Source organism: Plantactinospora sp. KLBMP9567, from assembly GCF_033446045.1.
Lineage (GTDB): Bacteria > Actinomycetota > Actinomycetes > Mycobacteriales > Micromonosporaceae > Plantactinospora.
In genome coordinates this window covers 126,080-145,352 of the sequence record NZ_JAWQRR010000022.1, presented here as the reverse complement: position 1 = coordinate 145,352, position 19,273 = coordinate 126,080, and the positions used below count along the sequence as shown (strand labels likewise).

Genomic DNA, 19,273 nt, shown 5'->3' with positions numbered 1-19,273 from the left:
CCGTCCGAAATCCCTCGACCCGGGAGGCAACGATGCGCCCCATCCTCGCGCGCCGGCTGCTCGCCGCGCTGGCCACGGCGACGCTGGCCGTCGGTGTGACCGCCGGTTGCGGCGACGACGGCGACCGGTCCACCGACACTGAGGGCAAGATCATCAATGTCTTCTCCGGGGCGAACGCCGGGTTCGTGCCCAACTTCAACCCGTTCTCCCAGAACAGCGTCGCCGGCACGATGAGCGTGCTCTACGAGTCGCTGCTCTACTTCAACGCCGCCCGCGCCGACGACGTGCAACCACAGCTCGCCACCGGCTACGAGTTCGCCGACGACGGCCGGCGGCTGAACTTCACCATCCGGGAGGGGGTGACGTGGAGCGACGGGAAGCCGTTCTCGGCCGAGGACGTGGCGTTCACCTTCAACCTGATCCGGGACAACCCGAAGCTCAACCAGAACGGCCTGCCGATCGTCGAGGCGGTCGCCGCCGACCCCACGCACGTCTCGGTCACGTTCAGCCAGGGCGTCTACACCCGGCTCAACCTGATCGCCGGCCGGACCTGGATCGTGCCCAAGCACCTCTGGTCGAGCATCGCCGACCCGTCCGCCTTCACCAACGAGAAGCCGGTCGGCACCGGCGCGTTCACGCTGGCCTCGTTCAGCCAGCAGAACTACGTCTTCGAGCGTAACCCCAGCTACTGGGAGGCCGGCAAGCCGAAGATCAAGGGGATGCGGTTCCACCAGTTCGCCAGCGCGGACAGCGCGATCGCGGCGCTCGCCGCCGGGCAGCTCGACTGGGCCGGGTCGTTCATCGCCGACATCGAGAAGCAGTACGTGAGCAAGGACCCGGAGCACAACAAGTACCTCAACGAGTCGCAGCTCTACCTGACCAACCTGATCCCGAACCTGGACCGGGCACCGTTCGACAGCGCCGCGGTGCGCAAGGCGGTCAGCCTGGCCCTGGACCGCGACCAGATCATCCGGCTGGCCTTCTCCGGGTACGGCAAGCAGGCCAGCCCGGCCCAGCTGCCCCGGCCGCTCTGGGACGACTACATCAAACCGGAGTACAAGGACCGCAAGCTGGAGTTCGACCCGGCCCGGGCCGAGCAGACCCTCCAGGCCGACGGCTGGGCCAAGGGCGCCGACGGGGTCTACGCCAAGGCCGGCCGGCGACTGTCCTTCACCGTCAAGGTGGTGCAGGGCTACAACGACTACATCTCCGCGCTCCAGATCATGACCCAGTCGCTGAAGTCGGTCGGGATCGAGATGAAGACCCAGGAGGTGTCGTTCACCGCCTTCTCCACCGACCAGCAGACCGGCGACTTCGACGTGATCATCACCAATCTCTACAGCGAGGGCACCGCGTACTCCTGGTACAGCCGGGCGTTCTCCAGCAAGCGGACCGCCCCGTTGGGCCAGCAGGCCGGCTCCAACTACGGCCGGTTCCGCAACGCGGCGGTCGACGCCGCCCTGCTGGTGATGGAGACCACCCCGCCGGACCAGCGGGACGCGATCAGGGAACAACTGTTCAAGATCCAGGATGTGATCGTCGAGGAGCTGCCGTACATCCCGATCCAGCAGTCCGCCTCGCTGATCGAATACCGCACCGAGAACCTCGGCAACTTCCCCACCGAGCAGAACCACTACGCGCTGACCACCCCGTACAACGGGCCGGACATGGGGATCGTGGCCAAGAACCTCACCCCGGCCGGCTGAGCCGCCCGATGCGCTACCTGCGGCGCAAGGCGCTGTTCTATCTGGTCGCGGTCTGGGCGGCGGTCACCCTCAACTTCCTGATCCCCCGGCTGATCAAGGGCAACCCGGTCGACGCCGTACTGGCCAAAACCCAGAACATGACCCCGATGTCGCCGGAGGCCCGCCGCGCCCTGGAGTTGCAGTTCGGGGTCTCCGACGACCCGCTGTGGCAGCAGTACCTCGGCTATCTCGGCAACCTGCTGCGTGGCGAGTTCGGGCTCTCCGTCGCCTACTACCCGACCCCGGTGTCCAAGGTGCTCAGCCAGAGCCTGCCGTGGACGGTGGTGATGGTCGGCATCGCCACCGTGCTCAGCGTGCTGCTCGGGATCACCCTCGGCACCCTCGCCGGCTGGCGCCGCGGCACCTGGCTGGACGCGCTGGTGCCGACCACCACCTTCCTGGCCGCCATCCCGTACTTCTGGCTCGCCCTGGTGCTGCTCTACCTGCTCGGCGGGGTCCTCGGCTGGTTTCCACTCAACAGCGGCTACAGCTACGAGACCACCATCGGGTTCAACTGGCCGTTCCTGCGCAGCGCGATCTACCACGGCATCCTGCCGGCAGCCTCGATCGTGCTCGCCTCGGTCGCCGGCTGGCTGCTCGGGATGCGCAACATGATGGTCTCCACCATGGCCGAGGACTACGTGCTGACCGCCGAGGCCAAGGGGCTGCGTCCGCGCCGGATCATGATCCAGTACGCGGCACGCAACGCCGTACTGCCCAGCGTCGCCGGGTTCGCCATCACCCTCGGCTTCGTGGTCAGCGGCTCCATCGCCACCGAGATCGTCTTCTCCTATCCCGGCGTCGGGATGAGCCTGGTCGCCGCGGTCGCCAACGCCGACTATCCACTGCTGCAGGGCATCTTCCTGGTCATCTCGCTGGCGGTGCTCGGCGCCAACTTCGTCGTCGACCTGCTCTACGCGGTGATCGACCCCCGTACCCGGCAGGCCGGCTGATGGCGACCATCGAAACCCAGCGCGACGTGACCGGCGAGGTCGTCCCCGGGGTGGTGGTGCCGACCCGGCGGCCCCGCTGGCGTGGCCTGCTGCGGTCCCGCAAACTCGCCGCCGGGCTGGCCATCGTCGGCTTCTTCGCCCTGGTCGCCGTGGTCGGCCCGCTGCTGGTCGACGACCCGAACCTGGTCAGCGACGACCGGCTGCTCGCCCCCTCCGCCGAACACCTGCTCGGCACCACCACCACCGGCCAGGACGTGTTCCGGCAACTCGTCGCCGCCACCCGCGGCTCGATGCTGGTCGGCCTGGTCGTCGGGCTGCTCGCCACCGTCGTCTCGGTGCTGGTCGGCGTCCTCGGCGGTTACACCGGCGGGCACGCCGACGAGAGCCTCTCGCTGGTCAGCAACGTCTTCCTGGTGCTGCCCGGCCTGCCACTGGTGGTCCTGATCACCGACTACGTGCAGACCCGGGGCGCCCTCGCGATCGCCCTGATCGTCTCGATCACCGCCTGGGCCGGCTCCGCCAGGGTGCTGCGGGCGCAGACCCTGTCGCTGCGCTCCCGCGACTACGTCGACGCCGCCCGGGTCAGCGGCGAACCCGGCTGGCGGATCGTCACCTTCGAGATCCTGCCCAACCTGCTGCCGCTGATCGCCGCCCAGTTCGTCTTCGCGGTCATCGGCGGCATCCTCACCGAGGCCGCGCTGGCCTTCCTCGGCCTCGGCGGCGCCGGCTCGTGGGGCACGATGCTCTACTTCGCGCAGAACTCGCAGGCGCTGTCCCAGGGCGCCTGGTGGTGGTTCGTGCCGCCCGGGCTCTGCATCGCACTGGTCGGCGCCGGACTCGCACTGATCAACTTCAGTCTCGACGAACTGATCAACCCGAGGCTGCGGGTCACCCGCCGCCCCCGACGGACCGGACCGGCATGACCCTCGACACCACAGACCCACCGGCGGTCACCGGCACCGACGTGGTGCTCTCGGTCCGCGACCTGAGCGTCGTCTACGACGGCGCCGACCCGGTCCGGGCGGTCCGCGACGTCAGCTTCGACCTCGCCCGCGGCGAAGTGCTCGGCATCGCCGGCGAGAGCGGCTGCGGCAAGTCCACCCTCGCGTACGCGATCACCCGGCTGCTGAAGCCACCTGGCCGACTCGCCTCCGGCGAGGTCGTCTTCCACCCCGCCGACGGCCCGCCGGTCGACCTGTCGACGCTGCACGGCGAGGCGCTGCGCCGGTTCCGCTGGAACCGGGTCGCGATGGTGTTCCAGGGGGCGATGAACGCACTCAACCCGGTGCTGTCGGTACGCCGGCAACTCGCCGACGTCTTCACCGCGCACCGCCCCGAACTGCGCCGCGCCGACCGGGAACAGCGCTGCCGGGAACTGCTCGACCTGGTCGGGATCGGCCCGGAACGGCTCTCGGCGTACCCGCACGAACTCTCCGGCGGGATGCGCCAGCGGGTGCTGATCGCGATGGCGATGGCGTTGCGCCCGGACGTGGTGGTGATGGACGAGCCGACCACCGCGCTGGACGTGGTGGTGCAGCGCGACATCCTGGAGGAGATCGACCGGCTACGGGCCCGGTTCGGCTTCGCGGTCGTCTTCATCACCCACGACCTCTCCCTGCTGCTGGAGATCAGCGACCGGCTCGCCGTCATGTACGGCGGCCGGATCGTCGAGTACGGCCCCGCCGCCGACCTGCACGCCGCGCCGGCCCACCCGTACACGGTCGGGCTGCTGCGCTCCTTCCCGAGCCTGCGGGGCGACCGGGCGGTGCTGCACGGCATCCCCGGCAGCCCGCCCGACCTGTCCCGCCCGCTCGCCGGCTGCGCGTTCACCGCCCGCTGCCCGTACGTCTTCGACGCCTGCCACCGCACCGACCCGCCGCTGAAGGTCGCCGGCACCACCCGGGCCGCCTGCCTGCACTACGACCCGGTACTGCGCCCGGCCGGCCCACCGGCGGCGCTGCGGGCCGGCCGGTTCGACCCCGACGCCCCGGCGCCGGACCCCGGGCCGCCGTCCCACCCCGACGCCCCGGCGCCGGTCGAGAATCGCGGTGCGCTGCCGCCGGTCGAGGAGGACGGGACGCCGGGGACCGGACCGGAGCCGTCGACCGGAGGGGGCGGCCGGTGACCACGCTGACGGTCAGCCACCTGAGCAAGCACTTCCCGCTGCGGGACGGGCGGCACCGCCGCACCCTGCGGGCGGTCGACGACGTCTCCTTCGAACTGCGCTCCGGGCAGACGGTGGCGCTGGTCGGCGAGAGCGGCAGCGGCAAGTCGACGATCGCCCGGATGCTGGTCCGGCTGACCCGGCCGACCGCCGGGGAGATCCGCCTCGACGGCACCCCGCTGGCCGCCGACCGCCGGGCGGTGCGCCGCTACCGTCGGGACGTGCAGATGGTGTTCCAGGACCCGTTCGGGTCGCTGAACCCGGCACACACCGTCGGATACCACCTGGGCCGGCCGCTGCGGCTGCACGGGGTCGCCCGGTCCGGCGGCGACGTCCGGGCGGCCGTGCGCGATCTGCTCACCCGGGTCAACCTCACCCCGGCCGACCAGGTCGCCCGCCGGCTGCCGCACGAACTGTCCGGCGGGCAGCGGCAGCGGGTCGCGATCGCCCGCGCCCTGGCGCCCCGGCCCCGGATCCTGCTCGCCGACGAGCCGGTGTCGATGCTCGACGTGTCGATCCGGCTGGAGATCCTCAATCTGATCGACCGGCTCAAGCGGGAGGAGGAACTGGCCGTCCTGTACGTCACCCACGACCTCGCCACCGCCCGCTACTTCGCCTCGTCGATCATGGTGTTGTACCGGGGGCAGGTGGTGGAGTCCGGCCCCAGCGACGAGGTGATCCTGCGCCCCGCGCACCCGTACACCCAACTGCTGGCGTCGGCGGCGCCGGACCCGGGCCGCCCGCGTACCGCCGCCCCGGGCGGGATGCGGGCGCTGCGCGGCGGGCAGCAGACCGCCACCGACCGCGGCGGCTGCCTGTTCCGGGACCGCTGCCCGGCCGCGATGGAGGTCTGCCGCACCGGGGTGCCGGAGTTCCCGGTCGCCGCCGGGCACATGGCCCGGTGCTGGCTGCGCCGGCCCGACGCGGGTTAGGGCCGACGGTTCCTAGCCGCCGGTCGGGGCGGCGCCGGGCACCGTCACCGACACCCGGCCGTCGGCGAGCTGGTAGAACATGCCGACCACGTCGCACCGGCCGGCGGCGACCGCGTCGGAGAGTTCGGTACCCGAACGGGTGATCAGCTCGACGGTGTGCCGGGTGTGCAACGCGGCGATCCCGGCGTCGTCGGTGATTTGTCGCGCCTGGGCGGCCTCGATGCTCGGGGTGACCCGTTCGACGATGGCGCCCAGCTCCCGGCCCGGCAGCCGGGCACCGTCCCGGGCTGCCCGGGTGGCCTGGATCGCCCCGCACGAGTCGTGGCCCAGGACGACGACCAGCGGCGCCCCGAGCACCACCACCCCGTACTCGATGCTGGCGGTCACCTCCGGGCCGACGATGTGCCCGGCGGTGCGGACCACGAACAGGTCGCCGAGCCCCCGGTCGAAGATGATCTCGGCGGCGAGGCGGGAGTCGGAACAGCCGAACACCACCGCGAACGGCCGCTGCGCCGCCGCGACCACCGCCCGGTGCTCGGCGTCCTGGTGCGGATGGATCCGGGTACCCGCGACGAACCGCTCGTTACCGGCGAGCAGCTCGTCGAGCGCCTCACCGGGAGTGGCCGGCCGGTGGTCCAGGTATGCCATGACGTCCCCTTTCGACGGCACCACCACAGGTGGTGAAGCGAGGTCGGCGCCTTCGGCGACCTGATGCGTACCGATCAGATATCACGGAGCACCTCACCGGCCCACCCGAACCTGGCCAAACGGTGATCTACGGAACAACGGCCGGTGTTCCGTACCGGGCAAGCCCGGGTACGAACAGGCTACGGCCCGTCCCCCGCCCCGACCGGCCGCCACGCGGCCCGCGCGCGGTCCCTCTCGGCCACGGGTGAGGCGCCGGGCGTGACCTCCGCGCGGTCCAGCCGGACCCAGGTTCAATAGGGTGGCAGGCGTGACCTACCTTGCCGCGGACGACCGCTACGACTCGATGACCTACCGCCGGACCGGCCGCAGCGGCCTGCGACTGCCCGCCATCTCGCTCGGCCTCTGGCACAACTTCGGTGACGAACGGCCGTGGCAGCAGCAGCGGGAGATCTGCCGCCGGGCGTTCGACCTCGGGGTGACCCACTTCGACCTGGCCAACAACTACGGCCCGCCACCCGGCTCCGCCGAGGAGAACTTCGGCCGGACCCTCGCCGCCGACCTCGCCCCGTACCGCGACGAGTTGGTCATCTCCACCAAGGCCGGCTACCACATGTGGCCCGGCCCGTACGGCGAATGGGGCTCCCGCAAGTACCTGGTCTCGTCACTGGACCAGTCGCTGCGCCGGATGGGCCTCGACTACGTCGACATCTTCTACCACCACCGGCCTGACCCGGACACCCCGCTGGAGGAGACGATGGCGGCGCTGGACGCCGTCGTCCGGGCCGGCAAGGCCCTCTACGTCGGGCTGTCGAACTACACCTCCGAGCAGACCCGGCAGGCCGCCGCGATCCTGGAACGGCTCGGTACGCCGCTGCTGATCTCCCAGCCGTCGTACTCGATGATCAACCGGTGGATCGAGGCCGACCGGCTGCTCGACACCCTGGAGGAGGCCGGCGCCGGCTGCATCGCCTACAGCCCGCTCGCCCAGGGCGTACTCACCGACCGCTACCTGGACGGCATCCCGGCCGACTCACGGATCCGCACCAGCGTCTTCCTCAACGAGAGCGACCTGGACGACACCACGATGGCGACCGTACGGGGGCTGCACGCCATCGCCGAGCGGCGCGACCAGTCCCTGGCCCAGCTCGCGCTCGCCTGGGCGCTGCGGGATCCCCGGATGACCAGCCTGATCATCGGCGCGAGCAGCGTCGGCCAGCTCGAGACGAACGTGGCCGCGCTGGACAACCTGACCCTCACCGACAGCGAACTCGCCGAGATCGGCGGTCACCTGACCGTCGGTTGAGCGCACCTCACGGCACAGTCCGGCCGGGGACGGCGGGAACTACCCAACGGTCGCCCCCGGACCGGACCGATCTACGACATCGGGGTCCCCGCCGGCAGTGTTGTGTCAACCGGATCCGGCCCGGCCCCCGGACACCCCGTACACCGACAACCGCTCGGGAGTCATGTGCGCGGCGGACCGACCGTCCGGTCGAGGGTGTGGCTGCACGGCAGCAGGACCTGCCGCTCGTACTCACCGGCCGGATCGGTGAGCAGTGCGGTGAGCAGGCGTACGGCCCAGGCACCCATCGCGTTCCGTGGGATGTGCATGGCGGCCCACGGCTGGCCGCCCACCTCGCCGTTGGGATCGTCGACCAGCAGGACGACCGAGACGTCCTCGGGGATGCGCAGGCCGCGGAGGCTGATGATGGCGTGCAGCACCCGCAGCAGGCTGACCGATTCGACGAGGATGGCGGTGGTGGCGGCGGCGAGGGAGTCGTCGAGCCACTGCGCGGTGAGCTCGTCCGGGTTGACGTATGCCGGGGTGGGCACGGGCAGCCCGAACCGGTCCAGGGCGGCGGCGAAGCCGTCCCACCGGTCGGCCTGCGGTTCGTACCGGGAGCTTTCGCCGAGGTACCCGAACGACCGGTGGCCGAGGGCGACCAGGTCGTCGACGATCCGGCCGGTCGCGGCGCGGTAGTCGCCACCGACGTAACAGATCTCGACGCCGGGGACCTCCCGGTGTCCGATGTAGACGAACTGGTGGCCGTCGGCGGCGAGCCGGGCGAGGTCGTCGAGGTGTGCCCGGTGGCCGAGGATCAGGCTGCCGGCCGCCTGGCCGAGTCCGTTCACCCCGTTGCGGTAGATCCGGCGGATCCCGCCCTCGTCCCGGGCCGCGGTGAAGAGCACCAGGTTGCAGCTCTCGATGCCGGCCTGCTCCTCGATGCCCTGGAGGAACTCGAAGTAGTAGTCGCCGATGCTGGTGGGGAAGATCGGTTCGAAGGTGTGTACGCCCAGCAGTAGCGGGGCGTTGCGGCTCTGTGCGGCGACGCGCTGCTGCGGGCTGGTGGTGTAGCGCAGCCGGCGGGCGGCGGTCAGCACCCGGCGCTGCGTTTCCGGAGAAATGCGGCTCAGGTCACCCGCGCCGCGCAGCACCTGGGAGACGGTGGACTGGGAGACACCGGCCTCGCGGGCGATGTCGGCCTGCCGCGAGCCCTGTCCGCGTCTCATGCCCGTACCTCCTGCTCGGGTGGCCAGGTGAGCACCGAGCCGGTCCGCACGAGTTCCTTGCGCAGTGCCTCGTAGTCGACGTCCCGTACGCCGCCCCGCGCGCCGACCGCCTGGGCGGCGGCGCAGCCGGCGGCCTCGCCGATCATCATGAGGACCGGCTCCATCCGGACCGAGGCGAAGGCCACGTGCGACGCGGAGACCGCCGAGGCGACGAGGAGATTCTCGCACTCGCCGGCCCTCGGCACGATCGACCGGTACGGGATGCCGAACGGCGCGGTGAGTGGATGCTGGACATTGCCCTCGTTGCGCGGCTGCCCGTCGACGACGACCCGCTTGGCGTTGTGCGAGTCCATCACGTACGAGGCGAGCGCGATCGGATCGGCGGGCCGGGACCGTCCGGCGGCGTCGTGCTGGGTGACGACGTAGTCGGCGACCATCCGGCGGGCCTCGCGGATGTAGAGCTGGTGCGGCCAGTGTCCGGTGCTGGTGAACTCGGCCGGGGACAGCCCGTACGCCCGGGTGGCCGCCCGGATCGGCGCCGGCAGTCGCGGGTCGTTGGCCAGGAAGTACAGCAGGCCGGCCTGGTAGCGGACGTGGTCCTGGAAGATCTCCTCCCGACGGCTGTAGTCCGCACTCGGCCAGTCGGTGTTGGCGCCGATGTGGTCCGAGGAGACCGCACCGTGGTTGTTCATGTCGTGGACGTCGCCGCGTACCGGGGTGGTGCGTCCGTAGAGCTCGAAGACGCCGGTTTCGACGTACCGGCGCAGCAGTTCGTACCGGTCCGGGTGGTAGCCGTCGGGGCGGGGGTAGCGGACCCGGCCGGCGCTGGTCGTCACGTGCAGCCGGAAGTTGTACGCCTGGAGGCGCCGGTCGCCGGCGCCGATCTCGCCGTGGTCGTCCTGGCTGATGCCGGGCAGCAGCCCGCTGTCCGGGTGGCCCGGCCGCAGGTAGGGGTCGACGGGGCGGCTGAACTGGTGGTTGGTGCTGGGCTGCACGCCGGCGAGGGGTTCGCGGTAGGCGGTCCACGCCTCGCGGCCGATGGTGTGGGTGACCTGGGCGGCCGCCATCAGGTCGCCCTCGTAGGAGGCGTCGACGTAGATCCGGGCGCGGTGCCGCCCACCGTCGTCGGTACGCAGTTCGACGATCCGGCCGGATCCCACGACGACGTCGCGCAGGTGCTGGCGGCGGCGGATCCGCACGCCGGTGTCGGCGAGCCAGCGTTCGAAGATCTCCTCGGCCACCCGGGCCTCGACCCGCCAGTGCGGGTCGGGCGCGTGGTAGGCGTCGGCGACGTCGGCGTAGAAGGCCCTGGCCAGCCCGCCGACGGTTTCCGGCCGGCCGACGTCGGTCTCGCCGAGGCCACCGGCGGACATGCCGCCGACATGGTCGTCGAAGGCGAGCAGGAGCACCGTCATGCCGTCCCGGGCCGCGCGCACCGCCGCCGTGACGCCGCCGGAGGTCGCACCGTAGACGACCACGTCGGCCTCGGTCGGCACGCCCTCGGCGGGCGGCGCGGGCAGGTGGTAGCGCAGGCCGGGCAGCGCTGGTGCTGCTGTCATGACTGGGTTTCTAACAGCTCGATCGGAGATCGCAAACAGCTAATATTTGCTAATTTGAAGATGCCGAACCGTCATCGAAACAGCAGCTCAGCAACGATTGACATCCACCTGACGGAGAGATGTAACGTAGCCGCAATCTTCACGGCGGTGATTGTCGCAAATATATTAGCAGCGCCGCCGCAGACGCGTACCCCATCGGAAGGGAAGCGGGCGAGCATGAGCAAGACGACCGGGCTGGAAACCGATCTCCTGGTGGTCGGCGGCGGCCTCGGCGGCGTCGCGGCGGCACTGACCGCCGCCCGACTGGGCCGCCGGGTCATCCTCACCGAGGAGACGGACTGGCTGGGCGGACAGCTCACGGCGCAGGCCGTGCCGTCCGACGAGCATCCGTGGATCGAGACCGGGCACATCTCGCCCGGCTACCGACAGCTGCGCGACGGCATCCGCGCCTACTACAAGCGGAACTACCCGCTGCGCCCGGAAGCGCTCGCCGACCCGACCCTCAACCCGGGGCTGGGTAACGTGAGCCGGCTCTGCCACGAGCCCCGGGTCGGCGTCGCCGTCATCGACGAGTTGCTCGCCGGCTACCGATCCGCCGGCCGGATCACCGTGCTCTACGAGCACGAGCCGGTCTCGGCGGCCACCGACGGCGACCGGATCACCGCGGTGACCCTGCGCGACCGGCGCAGCGGCGACCTGCGGACCGTCACCGCCGCCCTGGTCGCCGACGCCACCGAACTCGGCGACCTGCTGGAACTGGCCGGCGTCGAGCACGTGCTGGGCGCCGAGGCACAGGACGAGACCGGCGAGCCGTTCGCCGCGCCCGAGGCGGACTGGACCGACCAGCAGGCGATCACCTGGTGCTTTCCGCTCGAATACCGGCCCGGCGAGGAGCACGTCGTCGACCGTCCGGCCTCGTACGACCACTGGAAGACCCACGTCGACCCGTTCTGGCCGGGCCCGCAGCTCTCCTGGATGAAAATCGACATCCACACGAACGCGGGCAAGGAGAACCGCATCTTCGAGGGCGACCTGGACGCCGTACGCGTGCCGGACCTGTGGCACTTCCGCCGCATCCGGGCCCGCAGCCAGTTCCGCCCCGACCTCGTCGACACCGACATCAGCCTGGTGAACTGGCCCAATGTCGACTACTGGGAGGCGCCGCTGGTCGGTCCCGGCATCGACGGGCACGCCCGCGAGCGGGCCCTGCAACGCTGCCGGGAACTCTCCCTGTCCTACCTGCACTGGATGCAGACCGAGGCGCCCCGCCCGGACGGCGGGCAGGGCTACCCCGGCCTCAAGCTGCGGCCCGACCTCACCGGCACCGCCGACGGACTGGCCAAGACGGTCTACATCCGCGAGTCCCGCCGCATCCGGGCCCGGTTCACCGTGCTCGAACAGCACGTCGCGGTCGTGGACCGGCCGGAGGACGCCGGGGCCGTCCAGTTCGCCGACGCGGTCGGCGTAGGGCACTACAACATCGACCTGCACCCCAGCACCGCCGGCGTCAACTACGTCAACCTGGAGTGCTATCCGTTCCAGATCCCGCTCGGCGCGCTCGTCCCGGTCCGGATGCGCAACCTCCTGCCCGCCTGCAAGAACATCGGCACCACGCACATCACCAACGGCTGCTACCGGCTGCACCCGGTCGAGTGGAGCATCGGCGAGGCGGTCGGGGCGCTGGCGGCGTACTGCCTGTCCCGGGACACCGAGCCGCACGCCGTGCACGACTCCACCGAGCTGACCGAGGACTACCAGGCACTGCTCACCCAGACCCTGGGCATCGCGATCGCCTGGCCGGACGACATCCGGCGGACCCGCCCGTCGCAGGCCGCCCGCAGCGCCACACCGCTGCTCGCGTTACCCGAACGCCGGGTGAAGAAGGCGGCGACCCAGGCAGCGGACCCGGTGGCGGCGCAGCGGCCGGGTTCGGCGGGCCAGGCCGCCGCGTCGGCCACCCCGGCGGGACGGTGACGGTCATGCGGGTACCCGACACCGCCACCGCTACCCCCACCGCTCCGGTTCCGGCCGACATCGTGATCTACGGCGCCACCCTGGCCGGCGTCATGGCCGCCCTGCGGCTGCGCCTGCGGGGCCTGTCCAGCGTGATCCTCGAACCGACCGGGCACGTCGGCGGCATCGTCGCCGGCGGCCTGGTCAAGACCGACGCCCCCAACGTGACCGAGGCGCTCGGCGGGCTGACGTCGAGCCGGTTCTTCGCCGCGATCGGCGCCGCCTACGGCGACGACGGGTCCCGGTACCGGTACCGGTTCGAGCCGAAGGTGGCCGAGCGGGTCGCCCGGGACCTGCTCGCCGAGGCACGGGCCACGGTCCTGGTGCACCACCGGCTGCACGGGCCGGCCGACGTCGAGGTCTCCGGCCGGCGACTGCGGGCGGTGCGTACCGCGCAGGGCTGGCAGCGCGCCAACTTCTTCATCGACGCCTCCTACGAGGGTGACCTGATGGCGGCCGCGGGCGTGCCCTACACCGTCGGGCGGGAGCCGAGGGCCCGGTACGACGAGCCGCTGGCCGGGTTCCAGCCGGTGCAGGCGTACCGGCGGCGCAGCTTCCGGCCGAACGACCGCTACCCGGTCGGCCCGGCGCCGAAGCTGCACGCCGGTGACGGCGACGAGAAGACCCAGGCGTACAACTTCCGCGGCGTGCTGTCGACCAACGCCGATCGGCTGCCGTTCCCGAAGCCCGCCGGCTACGACCCCGAGCACTACCGCTACCTGGGGCAACTGCTGCGCCAGCGCGGCATCCCCGGGCTGTCGTCGATCGTCACCGAGACCGCGCTGCTGCCCGGCGGCAAGTACCAGACCAACCAGGCGCTCTTCATCGGCTTCGATCTGCCCGGCGCGTCCTGGGACTATCCGGACGGCAGCTGGCGGCGGCGGGACGAGATCATCGCCGAGCAGGTGCGCTGGCACCAGGGGATGCTCTACTGGCTCACCAACGACCCGTCGCTGCCGGAGAGTTTCCGCGCCGACGCCCGCCGCTTCGGCCTGCCGCCGGACGAGTTCACCGACAGCCCGCACGGTACCGGCTTCCCGCACGCCCTCTACGTCCGCGAGGCGCGCCGGATGGTCGGCGCACACGTGCTGACCCAGCACGACCTGGTCAGCCCGAACAACACCAAGGCGACCCCGGTGTGCTGCTGGAAGTACGGCATGGACAGCCACATCGTGCAGTACTACGCCGAGGGCGACGACACCATCGTCGGCGAGGGCACCCTGAGCGGTACCGAGTTCAACCCGCCGGTGGACCTGTACCAGATGCCGGCGGAGGTGCTGTTCCCGGCGCGCGGCGGGCTGGAGAACATCGCCGTACCGCTCTGCTTCTCGGCCAGCCACGTGGGCTACACCTCGCCCCGGATGGAACCGAACTACGGCATGCTCGGCGAGGCCAGCGGCGAACTGGCGGCGCAGTCGCTGCGCACCGGCCGGTCGGTGCAGGACTACGACCACTCCGACCTCGCCGCCGCGCTACGGGAGCACGGCAGCGTGTTGACCCTGCCCGGACTGGAGCCGGAAACATGCTCCCGCTGACCATCGCCACCCCCGGCGTCGAGCTGCCGGCGTTCCAGCCCGGCCCGCTCAACGCGTCGACCGGCTGGCGGGGGCACCGGGTCGAGCTGCCGCTGCGGATCGAGCCCGGCGAGGTTCCGGCGTACGGCGCCGTGCTGCGCCTGGCGTTCGCCGCCGGCCACGGGCCCTGCCCCGACCTCCTGCTGGAACTCGACGGTACGCACCGTGGCCTGTTCCACCCCCTGGTCCGCCGCGACGACCGGTCGGAGGTCTACCGGCACGGCCCGATCGCCGGCGACGTCCTGCTCGAGGTGCCGCTGCCGGCGGCCTGGCTCACCCCCGGCGACCACCTCCTGGCGATCACCACCACCCTCGACGGGCCGGCCGCCACCGGACCCGTACCGGCCGACACCGACCGGCCCCGCCATCGCGAGCAGTTCGGCAACCACTTCGGCAGCGGCATCACCTGGCACGAGCTGACCCTCGTCCCGGCCACGGCGCCCGCACTCGATGCGCTCGGCGTGGCGCTCGACGCGACCCCGCTCTACGTCGCGCGCGACGGCGCCCTGCACGAGCTGCTCGACGTCACCGTCACCGTCCCGCCCGGCTCGACCTGGCCGGCCCGGGCCGAGGTACGGCTCGCCGGGCGGACCCACGAACTGGACCTGACCCGCGCCGGGCGGACCTTCGGGCAGGTACGGGTGCGCTTCCCGGTACCGGAGTTCACCGGTCCCGCACCGGCCACGGTCGCCGTCGACGACGGGCCGGAGGCGCGGGTCGTGCTGCACCCGGCCCGCAGGTGGACCCTGCACCTCATTCCGCACGTCCACCTGGACGTCGGCTACACCGACGTGCAGGGCAAGGTCCTGGAGCTGCACAGCCGCAACCTGGACCGGGCGGTCGAGGTGCTGGACCGGGACCCCGACTTCGCCTTCTCCGTCGACGGCTCCCTGATCGTGACGCAGTACCTGGCCACCCGCTCACCCCAGCGGGCGCAGCGGGTGCTGGCGGCGCTGCGCTCGGAACGGCTCGCCGTGAACGCCTTCCACAGCCTGTTCCTGTCCGGAGTGGCCAGTTTGGAGGAGATCTACCGGGCCGCGTACGCCGCCGGACGGCTGCGCGACGAGCACGGCGTCCCGGTCCGGTACGCCAACCTCACCGACGTCCCCTCGTACAGCGCGGCGCTGCCGTCGATCCTGACGGCGCTGCGCATCGAGGCGTTCGTCGGCATCGAGAACCACCACCGGGGCGGCAACGCCGCCAGCGACGAGCAGCACCTGGCCAGCCCGGTGATGTGGGAGGGCGTCGACGGATCCCGGGTGCTCACCCACTTCTCCGACACGTACTCCCAGCTCCGGTTCATGGCCGGCGATCCGCAGACGGTTCCCGGCGCCGCGCACGCGTTCTGCCGGCTGCTGGCCCGCTACGAGCGGACCGACTACCTGCCGCACGACCTGGCGGTGATCGGCACCCACGCGGACAACGAGGACCTGGCCGACGGCGACGCCGGCTTCGCCGCCCGCTGGAACGCGCGGTACGCGTACCCCCGGATGCGGGTCTCCACGATGGCCGGCTATCTCGCGGCGGTCCGCCCGCTCGCCGACCGGCTCCCGGTGTGGCGCGGGGACGGGGGCAGCTACTGGGAGGACGGTGTCGGTACCGGAGCCACGGTCAGCGCCGAGCACCGCCGGGCCCAGACGGCGCTGCCCGCGGCCGAGGGGCTGGCCGCGCTGGTCGCGCTCGCCGACCCCGGCTACCGGCCGCACCGGGCGGCGCTGGACGCCGCCTGGGAGGGCGCACTGATCGGCTGCGAACACACCTGGACCTGGGCGCACGCCAACGCCCACCCGCACGGACACCAGGTCGGCGACCAGCTCGACTGGAAGCGGCACCAGGTGCACACCGCCCACCGCACCGCCGTCGACGAGGCCAACCGGGCGCTCAGCCAGCTCGGCGAGCTGGTCGGCACGCGCGGACCCACCCTGCTCGTGCACAACCCGCTGGGCTGGCGGCGCGACGTGGAGGTCGAGGTGGAAACCCTGCACGGGCCGCCGACGCTGCCCGGCGGTGAGCCCCTCGGGGCAGAACCGCTCGCCGACTGCAACGGGCTGCGACGGCTGCGGGTCACCGTGCCGGAGGTACCCGGATTCGGCTACCGGGCGGTGCCGCTGGGCGGTGCGCGGACGCTCGCCCCGGGCGAAGAAGACGGTGCGGCGGCCGGTGGTACCGCCGGGACCGGCGAGTCGCCGGACTGGGGGCCGGTACCGGCCACGCTGGTGGCCGACCGGTGGCTGGTCACCCTCGATCCGGCCACCGGCGCGGTCCTCGGCCTGGTCCACCGGCCCAGTGGACGCGACCTGCTGGACCGGGCCGGGCCGTGGCGGTTGGGTCAGGTGCTCTACGCGCTCGACGGTCCGGTCGAACTGACCCGCGGCGACGTCGACCGGCCGGGCGAGCGGTCACCGCTGCCGCGGCTTGAGGGCAGCGGCCCGGACAGCCTGTGGCACAGCGGCAGCCCGGACAGCGGCCCGTGGCACAGCGGCAGCCCGCACCGGCACGAGCCGCAACCGCGCAGCTCGCTGCTCGGGCGGCGACCGAAGGCGGATCCGCCGGCGCTGGTCGTGCACGCCGCCGAGATGCGGCCGGTCGGGCTGCGCCGAACCTACGACGGGTGGCGGTTGCGGACCGTCGGCCGGGCGCCGAGCCTGCCGCGGGTCGAGGTCGACGTGCTGCTGCGCGACGGCGACGACCGCGTCGACGTCACCGTCTCGTTCGACAAGGAGCCGGTGCTGGCCAAGGAGGCGGTCTACGTCGCCTTCCCGTTCGTGGCCGCCGACCCGGTCTTCCGGTACGACCGGCAGCAGGGCTGGATCAACCCGGCGGTCGACCATGCGCCGGGCGCCTGCCACGACTGGTTCACCAGCCAGTACGGCGTCGTGGTGGCCGACGGCGCCGGGCCGGCCGTTGCCTGGTCCTCGGCCGACGCGCCGCTCTGGACCGCCGGGGACATCGTCCGGGGCGCCTGGTTCGAGCGCTTCGCACCCGCCTCGGCCGCGATCTTCTCCTGGGTGCTGAACAACTACTGGCCCACCAACACACCACCGCAGCAGGAGGGAAACCTGACCCTGCGGTACGCCTTCACACCGCTGCCGGAGTTCGACCCGGTTGCCGCCGGCCGGTTCGGCCGGGAGGTCCGGGCTGCGGCGGTCGCCACCGGGATCACCTGGCTGGACAAGTTCGACCTCGACCCGAGGCCGCTGGCCGAACCGGCCGGTGCGCTGCTCGACCTGGACCTGCCGGAGACCGTACACGCCACCGTGGCCCAGCCCCGGTCCGGCGACGGGCTGCTGGTCCGCCTCCAGGACCTCAGCGGCCGGGCCCGCACCGTACGGCTGCGGAACCCGGCGGGTGGGCGCGGCGAGGCCATGCTCTGCCACGCCGACGAGCGGCCGGTGGCCACCCTGCCCCCGGATGCCGACGGTCGCTTCGCGGTACGCCTCGATGCGTGGCAGGTCGCCACGCTGACCCTCCCCGGCGGTGCTCCCCCGACCGCCGGCCTCCACGACGCCGCTGCACCCCCGAAGGAGTAACCATGCGCAACCTCCAGCTGAGCCGGCGCCGGTTCCTGGCGATGACCGGCGGCGCGGCCGCCGTGGCGGCCGGGTCCGGCCTGCTCGCGGCCTGCGGCAGCTCGACCACGCCGACCACCGGCGGTGCCGGCAGTGTCACGTTCCCGGACTACCTCCCCTATGCCGGCGTCCGGGCGGATCTGCCCGCCACCGCCGACGGGGTGATGGCCGGTTTCTACCGGTACCCGACCGACCTCGTCACCGCGTTCCCCGGCAAGCCGGGCGAGGGCGCGGGCACCGTGTCGGTGCTGACCAACATCCTGACGCCGGTGCCGCCGGCCGCCGGGTCCAACGCCTACTGGCAGGAGCTCGACAACCGGCTCGGCGCCACCCTCGACATCACGATGACCCGGCAGGTCGACTACCTCAGCAAGCTCTCCACCGTCATCGCGGGCGGGGACCTGCCCGACATGACCCTGATCTCCGCCCGGCTGGCGAACCGGGCCGACGTGCTCACCCGGCTCTGCGCCGACATCTCCGAGTTCGTCTCCGGCCCGGCGATCAAGCAGTACCCGTTCCTGGCCAACATCCCGACCGACGCGTGGCGGGCCACCGCCTACGGCGGCGGGATCTACGCGGTGCCGATCCCGCGCGCCGTCGTCGGGACCATCATGTTCGCCCGGGCCGACCTGATCCGTGACAAGGGCCTCAATGCGAATCCGGCGAGCTACCAGGAGTTCCTGGCGCTGGCCCGGGGGCTGACCGACGCCCGCGCCAACCGCTGGGCGTTCGGCACCGCGAAGCAGGTCGTCACCTTCGTCGGCACCATGCTCGGCGTGCCGAACGTGTGGCGCGAGGAGGGCGGCAGGTTCACCTCCGAGTACGAGACCGAGGAACGCAAGGAGGCCCTCGCCCGGACCGCCGAAATGGTCAAGGGCGGGCTGTTCCACCCGGACGCGATGGGCGGGAAACTGCAACTGCGGGACCTGTTCGGCAACGGCACCCTCGCCTTCAACCCCGACGGGTACGCCGCCTGGGACACCCTCGCCGACACCTACCGGGTCGAGGTCGGCTCGGTGCCGGCGCCCAGGTACGACGGCGGCGGCGTGGCCCGGCACCGGGCGGGTACCACGGCGTTCGCGATCACCGCCTTCAAGCAGGCCGACAAGGGCCGCATCCAGCAACTGCTACGCATCTGCGACTGGCTGGCCGCGCCGGTCGGCACCACCGAGTACATGTTCCGCAAGTTCGGCGTCGAGGGCAGCCACCACACGGTGCAGGACGGCAGGCCGGTCCTCACCGACAAGGGCAAGGTCGAGGTCAAGCTGCCCCTGGAGTACGTCGCGGACGCCCCGCACGTACTCGGCCCCGGCGACCGGACCCGGATCGACGCCCAGCGGGCGTACCAGGAGAAGGTGGTCCCGAGCATCCTGCGCAACCCCGCCGAGGGCCACTATTCGGCCACCGCCGTCGACAAGGCCGGCGCGATGAGCAAGATCATCGACGACGCCGAGCTGGACATCGTCGCCGGCCGCAAGCCGGTCAGCTCCTGGGACGACACGGTTGCCCGGTGGCGACGGGCCGGCGGCGACGCCGCCCGCGCCGAGTACGAGAAGGCGCTGGCCGAGCAGGGCTGACCAGCCGGTCGCGGCAGGAGGAGGAGAG

The 19,273-nt window shown here is 72.0% G+C and carries 13 protein-coding genes; 10 read left to right on the top strand and 3 right to left on the bottom strand.

Features of this window, described 5'->3' with window-relative positions; all coding sequences use genetic code 11:
• The first annotated feature begins 32 nt into the window (after positions 1–32).
• From R6Y94_RS18350 to R6Y94_RS18330, 5 genes are read left to right on the top strand one after another with little or no spacing between them, the layout of a single operon-like run.
• The gene (locus R6Y94_RS18350) at positions 33–1,706 is read left to right on the top strand and encodes an ABC transporter substrate-binding protein (protein WP_318397090.1); all 1,674 of its coding nucleotides are present in this window, start codon (positions 33–35) and stop codon (positions 1,704–1,706) included.
• Positions 1,707–1,714: 8 nt separating this feature from the next.
• A complete protein-coding gene (locus R6Y94_RS18345) occupies positions 1,715–2,698 on the top strand; it encodes an ABC transporter permease (protein ID WP_318397089.1) in 984 nt (327 codons plus the stop codon).
• Positions 2,698–3,621, top strand: coding sequence for an ABC transporter permease (locus tag R6Y94_RS18340; RefSeq protein WP_318397088.1), 924 nt, complete (start codon positions 2,698–2,700; stop codon positions 3,619–3,621). The genes R6Y94_RS18345 and R6Y94_RS18340 overlap by 1 nt, the downstream gene beginning before the upstream one ends.
• Positions 3,618–4,823: an ABC transporter ATP-binding protein gene (locus tag R6Y94_RS18335; RefSeq protein WP_318397087.1), complete on the top strand. Its 1,206-nt coding sequence runs from the start codon at positions 3,618–3,620 to the stop codon at positions 4,821–4,823. The genes R6Y94_RS18340 and R6Y94_RS18335 overlap by 4 nt, the downstream gene beginning before the upstream one ends.
• Entirely contained in the window at positions 4,820–5,794 is a 975-nt protein-coding gene (locus R6Y94_RS18330; RefSeq protein WP_318397086.1) for an ABC transporter ATP-binding protein, read from the top strand. Before R6Y94_RS18335 ends, R6Y94_RS18330 begins: the two co-directional genes overlap by 4 nt.
• Before the next feature lie 12 nt (positions 5,795–5,806).
• On the opposite strand, the gene R6Y94_RS18325 is transcribed toward R6Y94_RS18330, so the two are convergent.
• The gene (locus tag R6Y94_RS18325; protein ID WP_318397085.1) at positions 5,807–6,442 is read right to left on the bottom strand and encodes a carbonic anhydrase; all 636 of its coding nucleotides are present in this window, start codon (positions 6,440–6,442) and stop codon (positions 5,807–5,809) included.
• 307 nt (positions 6,443–6,749) lie between these two features.
• On the opposite strand from R6Y94_RS18325, the gene mgrA reads away from it, so the two are divergent.
• Complete coding sequence (gene mgrA, locus R6Y94_RS18320) at positions 6,750–7,745, top strand: L-glyceraldehyde 3-phosphate reductase (RefSeq protein WP_318397084.1); 996 nt, start codon at positions 6,750–6,752, stop codon at positions 7,743–7,745.
• Between the two features lie 161 nt (positions 7,746–7,906).
• Here mgrA and R6Y94_RS18315 read toward each other — a convergent pair whose 3' ends face one another.
• Both R6Y94_RS18315 and R6Y94_RS18310 read right to left on the bottom strand, forming a co-directional pair.
• Positions 7,907–8,953 carry a LacI family DNA-binding transcriptional regulator gene (locus R6Y94_RS18315; RefSeq protein WP_318397083.1) on the bottom strand — a complete coding sequence of 349 codons (1,047 nt, stop codon included), beginning with the start codon at positions 8,951–8,953 and terminating at the stop codon, positions 7,907–7,909.
• Positions 8,950–10,512 (bottom strand): FAD-dependent oxidoreductase, encoded by a 1,563-nt coding sequence (locus tag R6Y94_RS18310; protein WP_318397082.1) that lies wholly within the window; start codon positions 10,510–10,512, stop codon positions 8,950–8,952. The genes R6Y94_RS18315 and R6Y94_RS18310 overlap by 4 nt, the downstream gene beginning before the upstream one ends.
• Positions 10,513–10,728: 216 nt before the next feature.
• Between R6Y94_RS18310 and R6Y94_RS18305 the strand changes: the two genes are divergently transcribed.
• From R6Y94_RS18305 to R6Y94_RS18290, 4 genes are read left to right on the top strand one after another with little or no spacing between them, the layout of a single operon-like run.
• A complete protein-coding gene (locus R6Y94_RS18305) occupies positions 10,729–12,486 on the top strand; it encodes an FAD-dependent oxidoreductase (protein ID WP_318397081.1) in 1,758 nt (585 codons plus the stop codon).
• Between the two features lie 5 nt (positions 12,487–12,491).
• The gene (locus R6Y94_RS18300) at positions 12,492–14,060 is read left to right on the top strand and encodes an FAD-dependent oxidoreductase (protein WP_318397080.1); all 1,569 of its coding nucleotides are present in this window, start codon (positions 12,492–12,494) and stop codon (positions 14,058–14,060) included.
• Complete coding sequence (locus tag R6Y94_RS18295; RefSeq protein ID WP_318397079.1) at positions 14,048–17,629, top strand: hypothetical protein; 3,582 nt, start codon at positions 14,048–14,050, stop codon at positions 17,627–17,629. Before R6Y94_RS18300 ends, R6Y94_RS18295 begins: the two co-directional genes overlap by 13 nt.
• 2 nt (positions 17,630–17,631) lie before the next feature.
• Positions 17,632–19,245, top strand: a complete 1,614-nt coding sequence (locus tag R6Y94_RS18290; protein WP_318397078.1) for an extracellular solute-binding protein — start codon at positions 17,632–17,634, stop codon at positions 19,243–19,245.
• Positions 19,246–19,273: the final 28 nt, after the last annotated feature.

Bases quoted from the DNA above. Each gene is read 5' to 3' on its own strand.
- R6Y94_RS18350 (WP_318397090.1), top strand. From the start codon at position 33: ATGCGCCCCATCCTCGCGCGCCGGCTGCTCGCCGCGCTGGCCACGGCG.
- R6Y94_RS18345 (WP_318397089.1), top strand. From the start codon at position 1,715: ATGCGCTACCTGCGGCGCAAGGCGCTGTTCTATCTGGTCGCGGTCTGG.
- R6Y94_RS18340 (WP_318397088.1), top strand. From the start codon at position 2,698: ATGGCGACCATCGAAACCCAGCGCGACGTGACCGGCGAGGTCGTCCCC.
- R6Y94_RS18335 (WP_318397087.1), top strand. From the start codon at position 3,618: ATGACCCTCGACACCACAGACCCACCGGCGGTCACCGGCACCGACGTG.
- R6Y94_RS18325 (WP_318397085.1), bottom strand. From the start codon at position 6,442: ATGGCATACCTGGACCACCGGCCGGCCACTCCCGGTGAGGCGCTCGAC.
- R6Y94_RS18315 (WP_318397083.1), bottom strand. From the start codon at position 8,953: ATGAGACGCGGACAGGGCTCGCGGCAGGCCGACATCGCCCGCGAGGCC.
- R6Y94_RS18310 (WP_318397082.1), bottom strand. From the start codon at position 10,512: ATGACAGCAGCACCAGCGCTGCCCGGCCTGCGCTACCACCTGCCCGCG.
- R6Y94_RS18305 (WP_318397081.1), top strand. From the start codon at position 10,729: ATGAGCAAGACGACCGGGCTGGAAACCGATCTCCTGGTGGTCGGCGGC.
- R6Y94_RS18300 (WP_318397080.1), top strand. From the start codon at position 12,492: ATGCGGGTACCCGACACCGCCACCGCTACCCCCACCGCTCCGGTTCCG.
- R6Y94_RS18295 (WP_318397079.1), top strand. From the start codon at position 14,048: ATGCTCCCGCTGACCATCGCCACCCCCGGCGTCGAGCTGCCGGCGTTC.
- R6Y94_RS18290 (WP_318397078.1), top strand. From the start codon at position 17,632: ATGCGCAACCTCCAGCTGAGCCGGCGCCGGTTCCTGGCGATGACCGGC.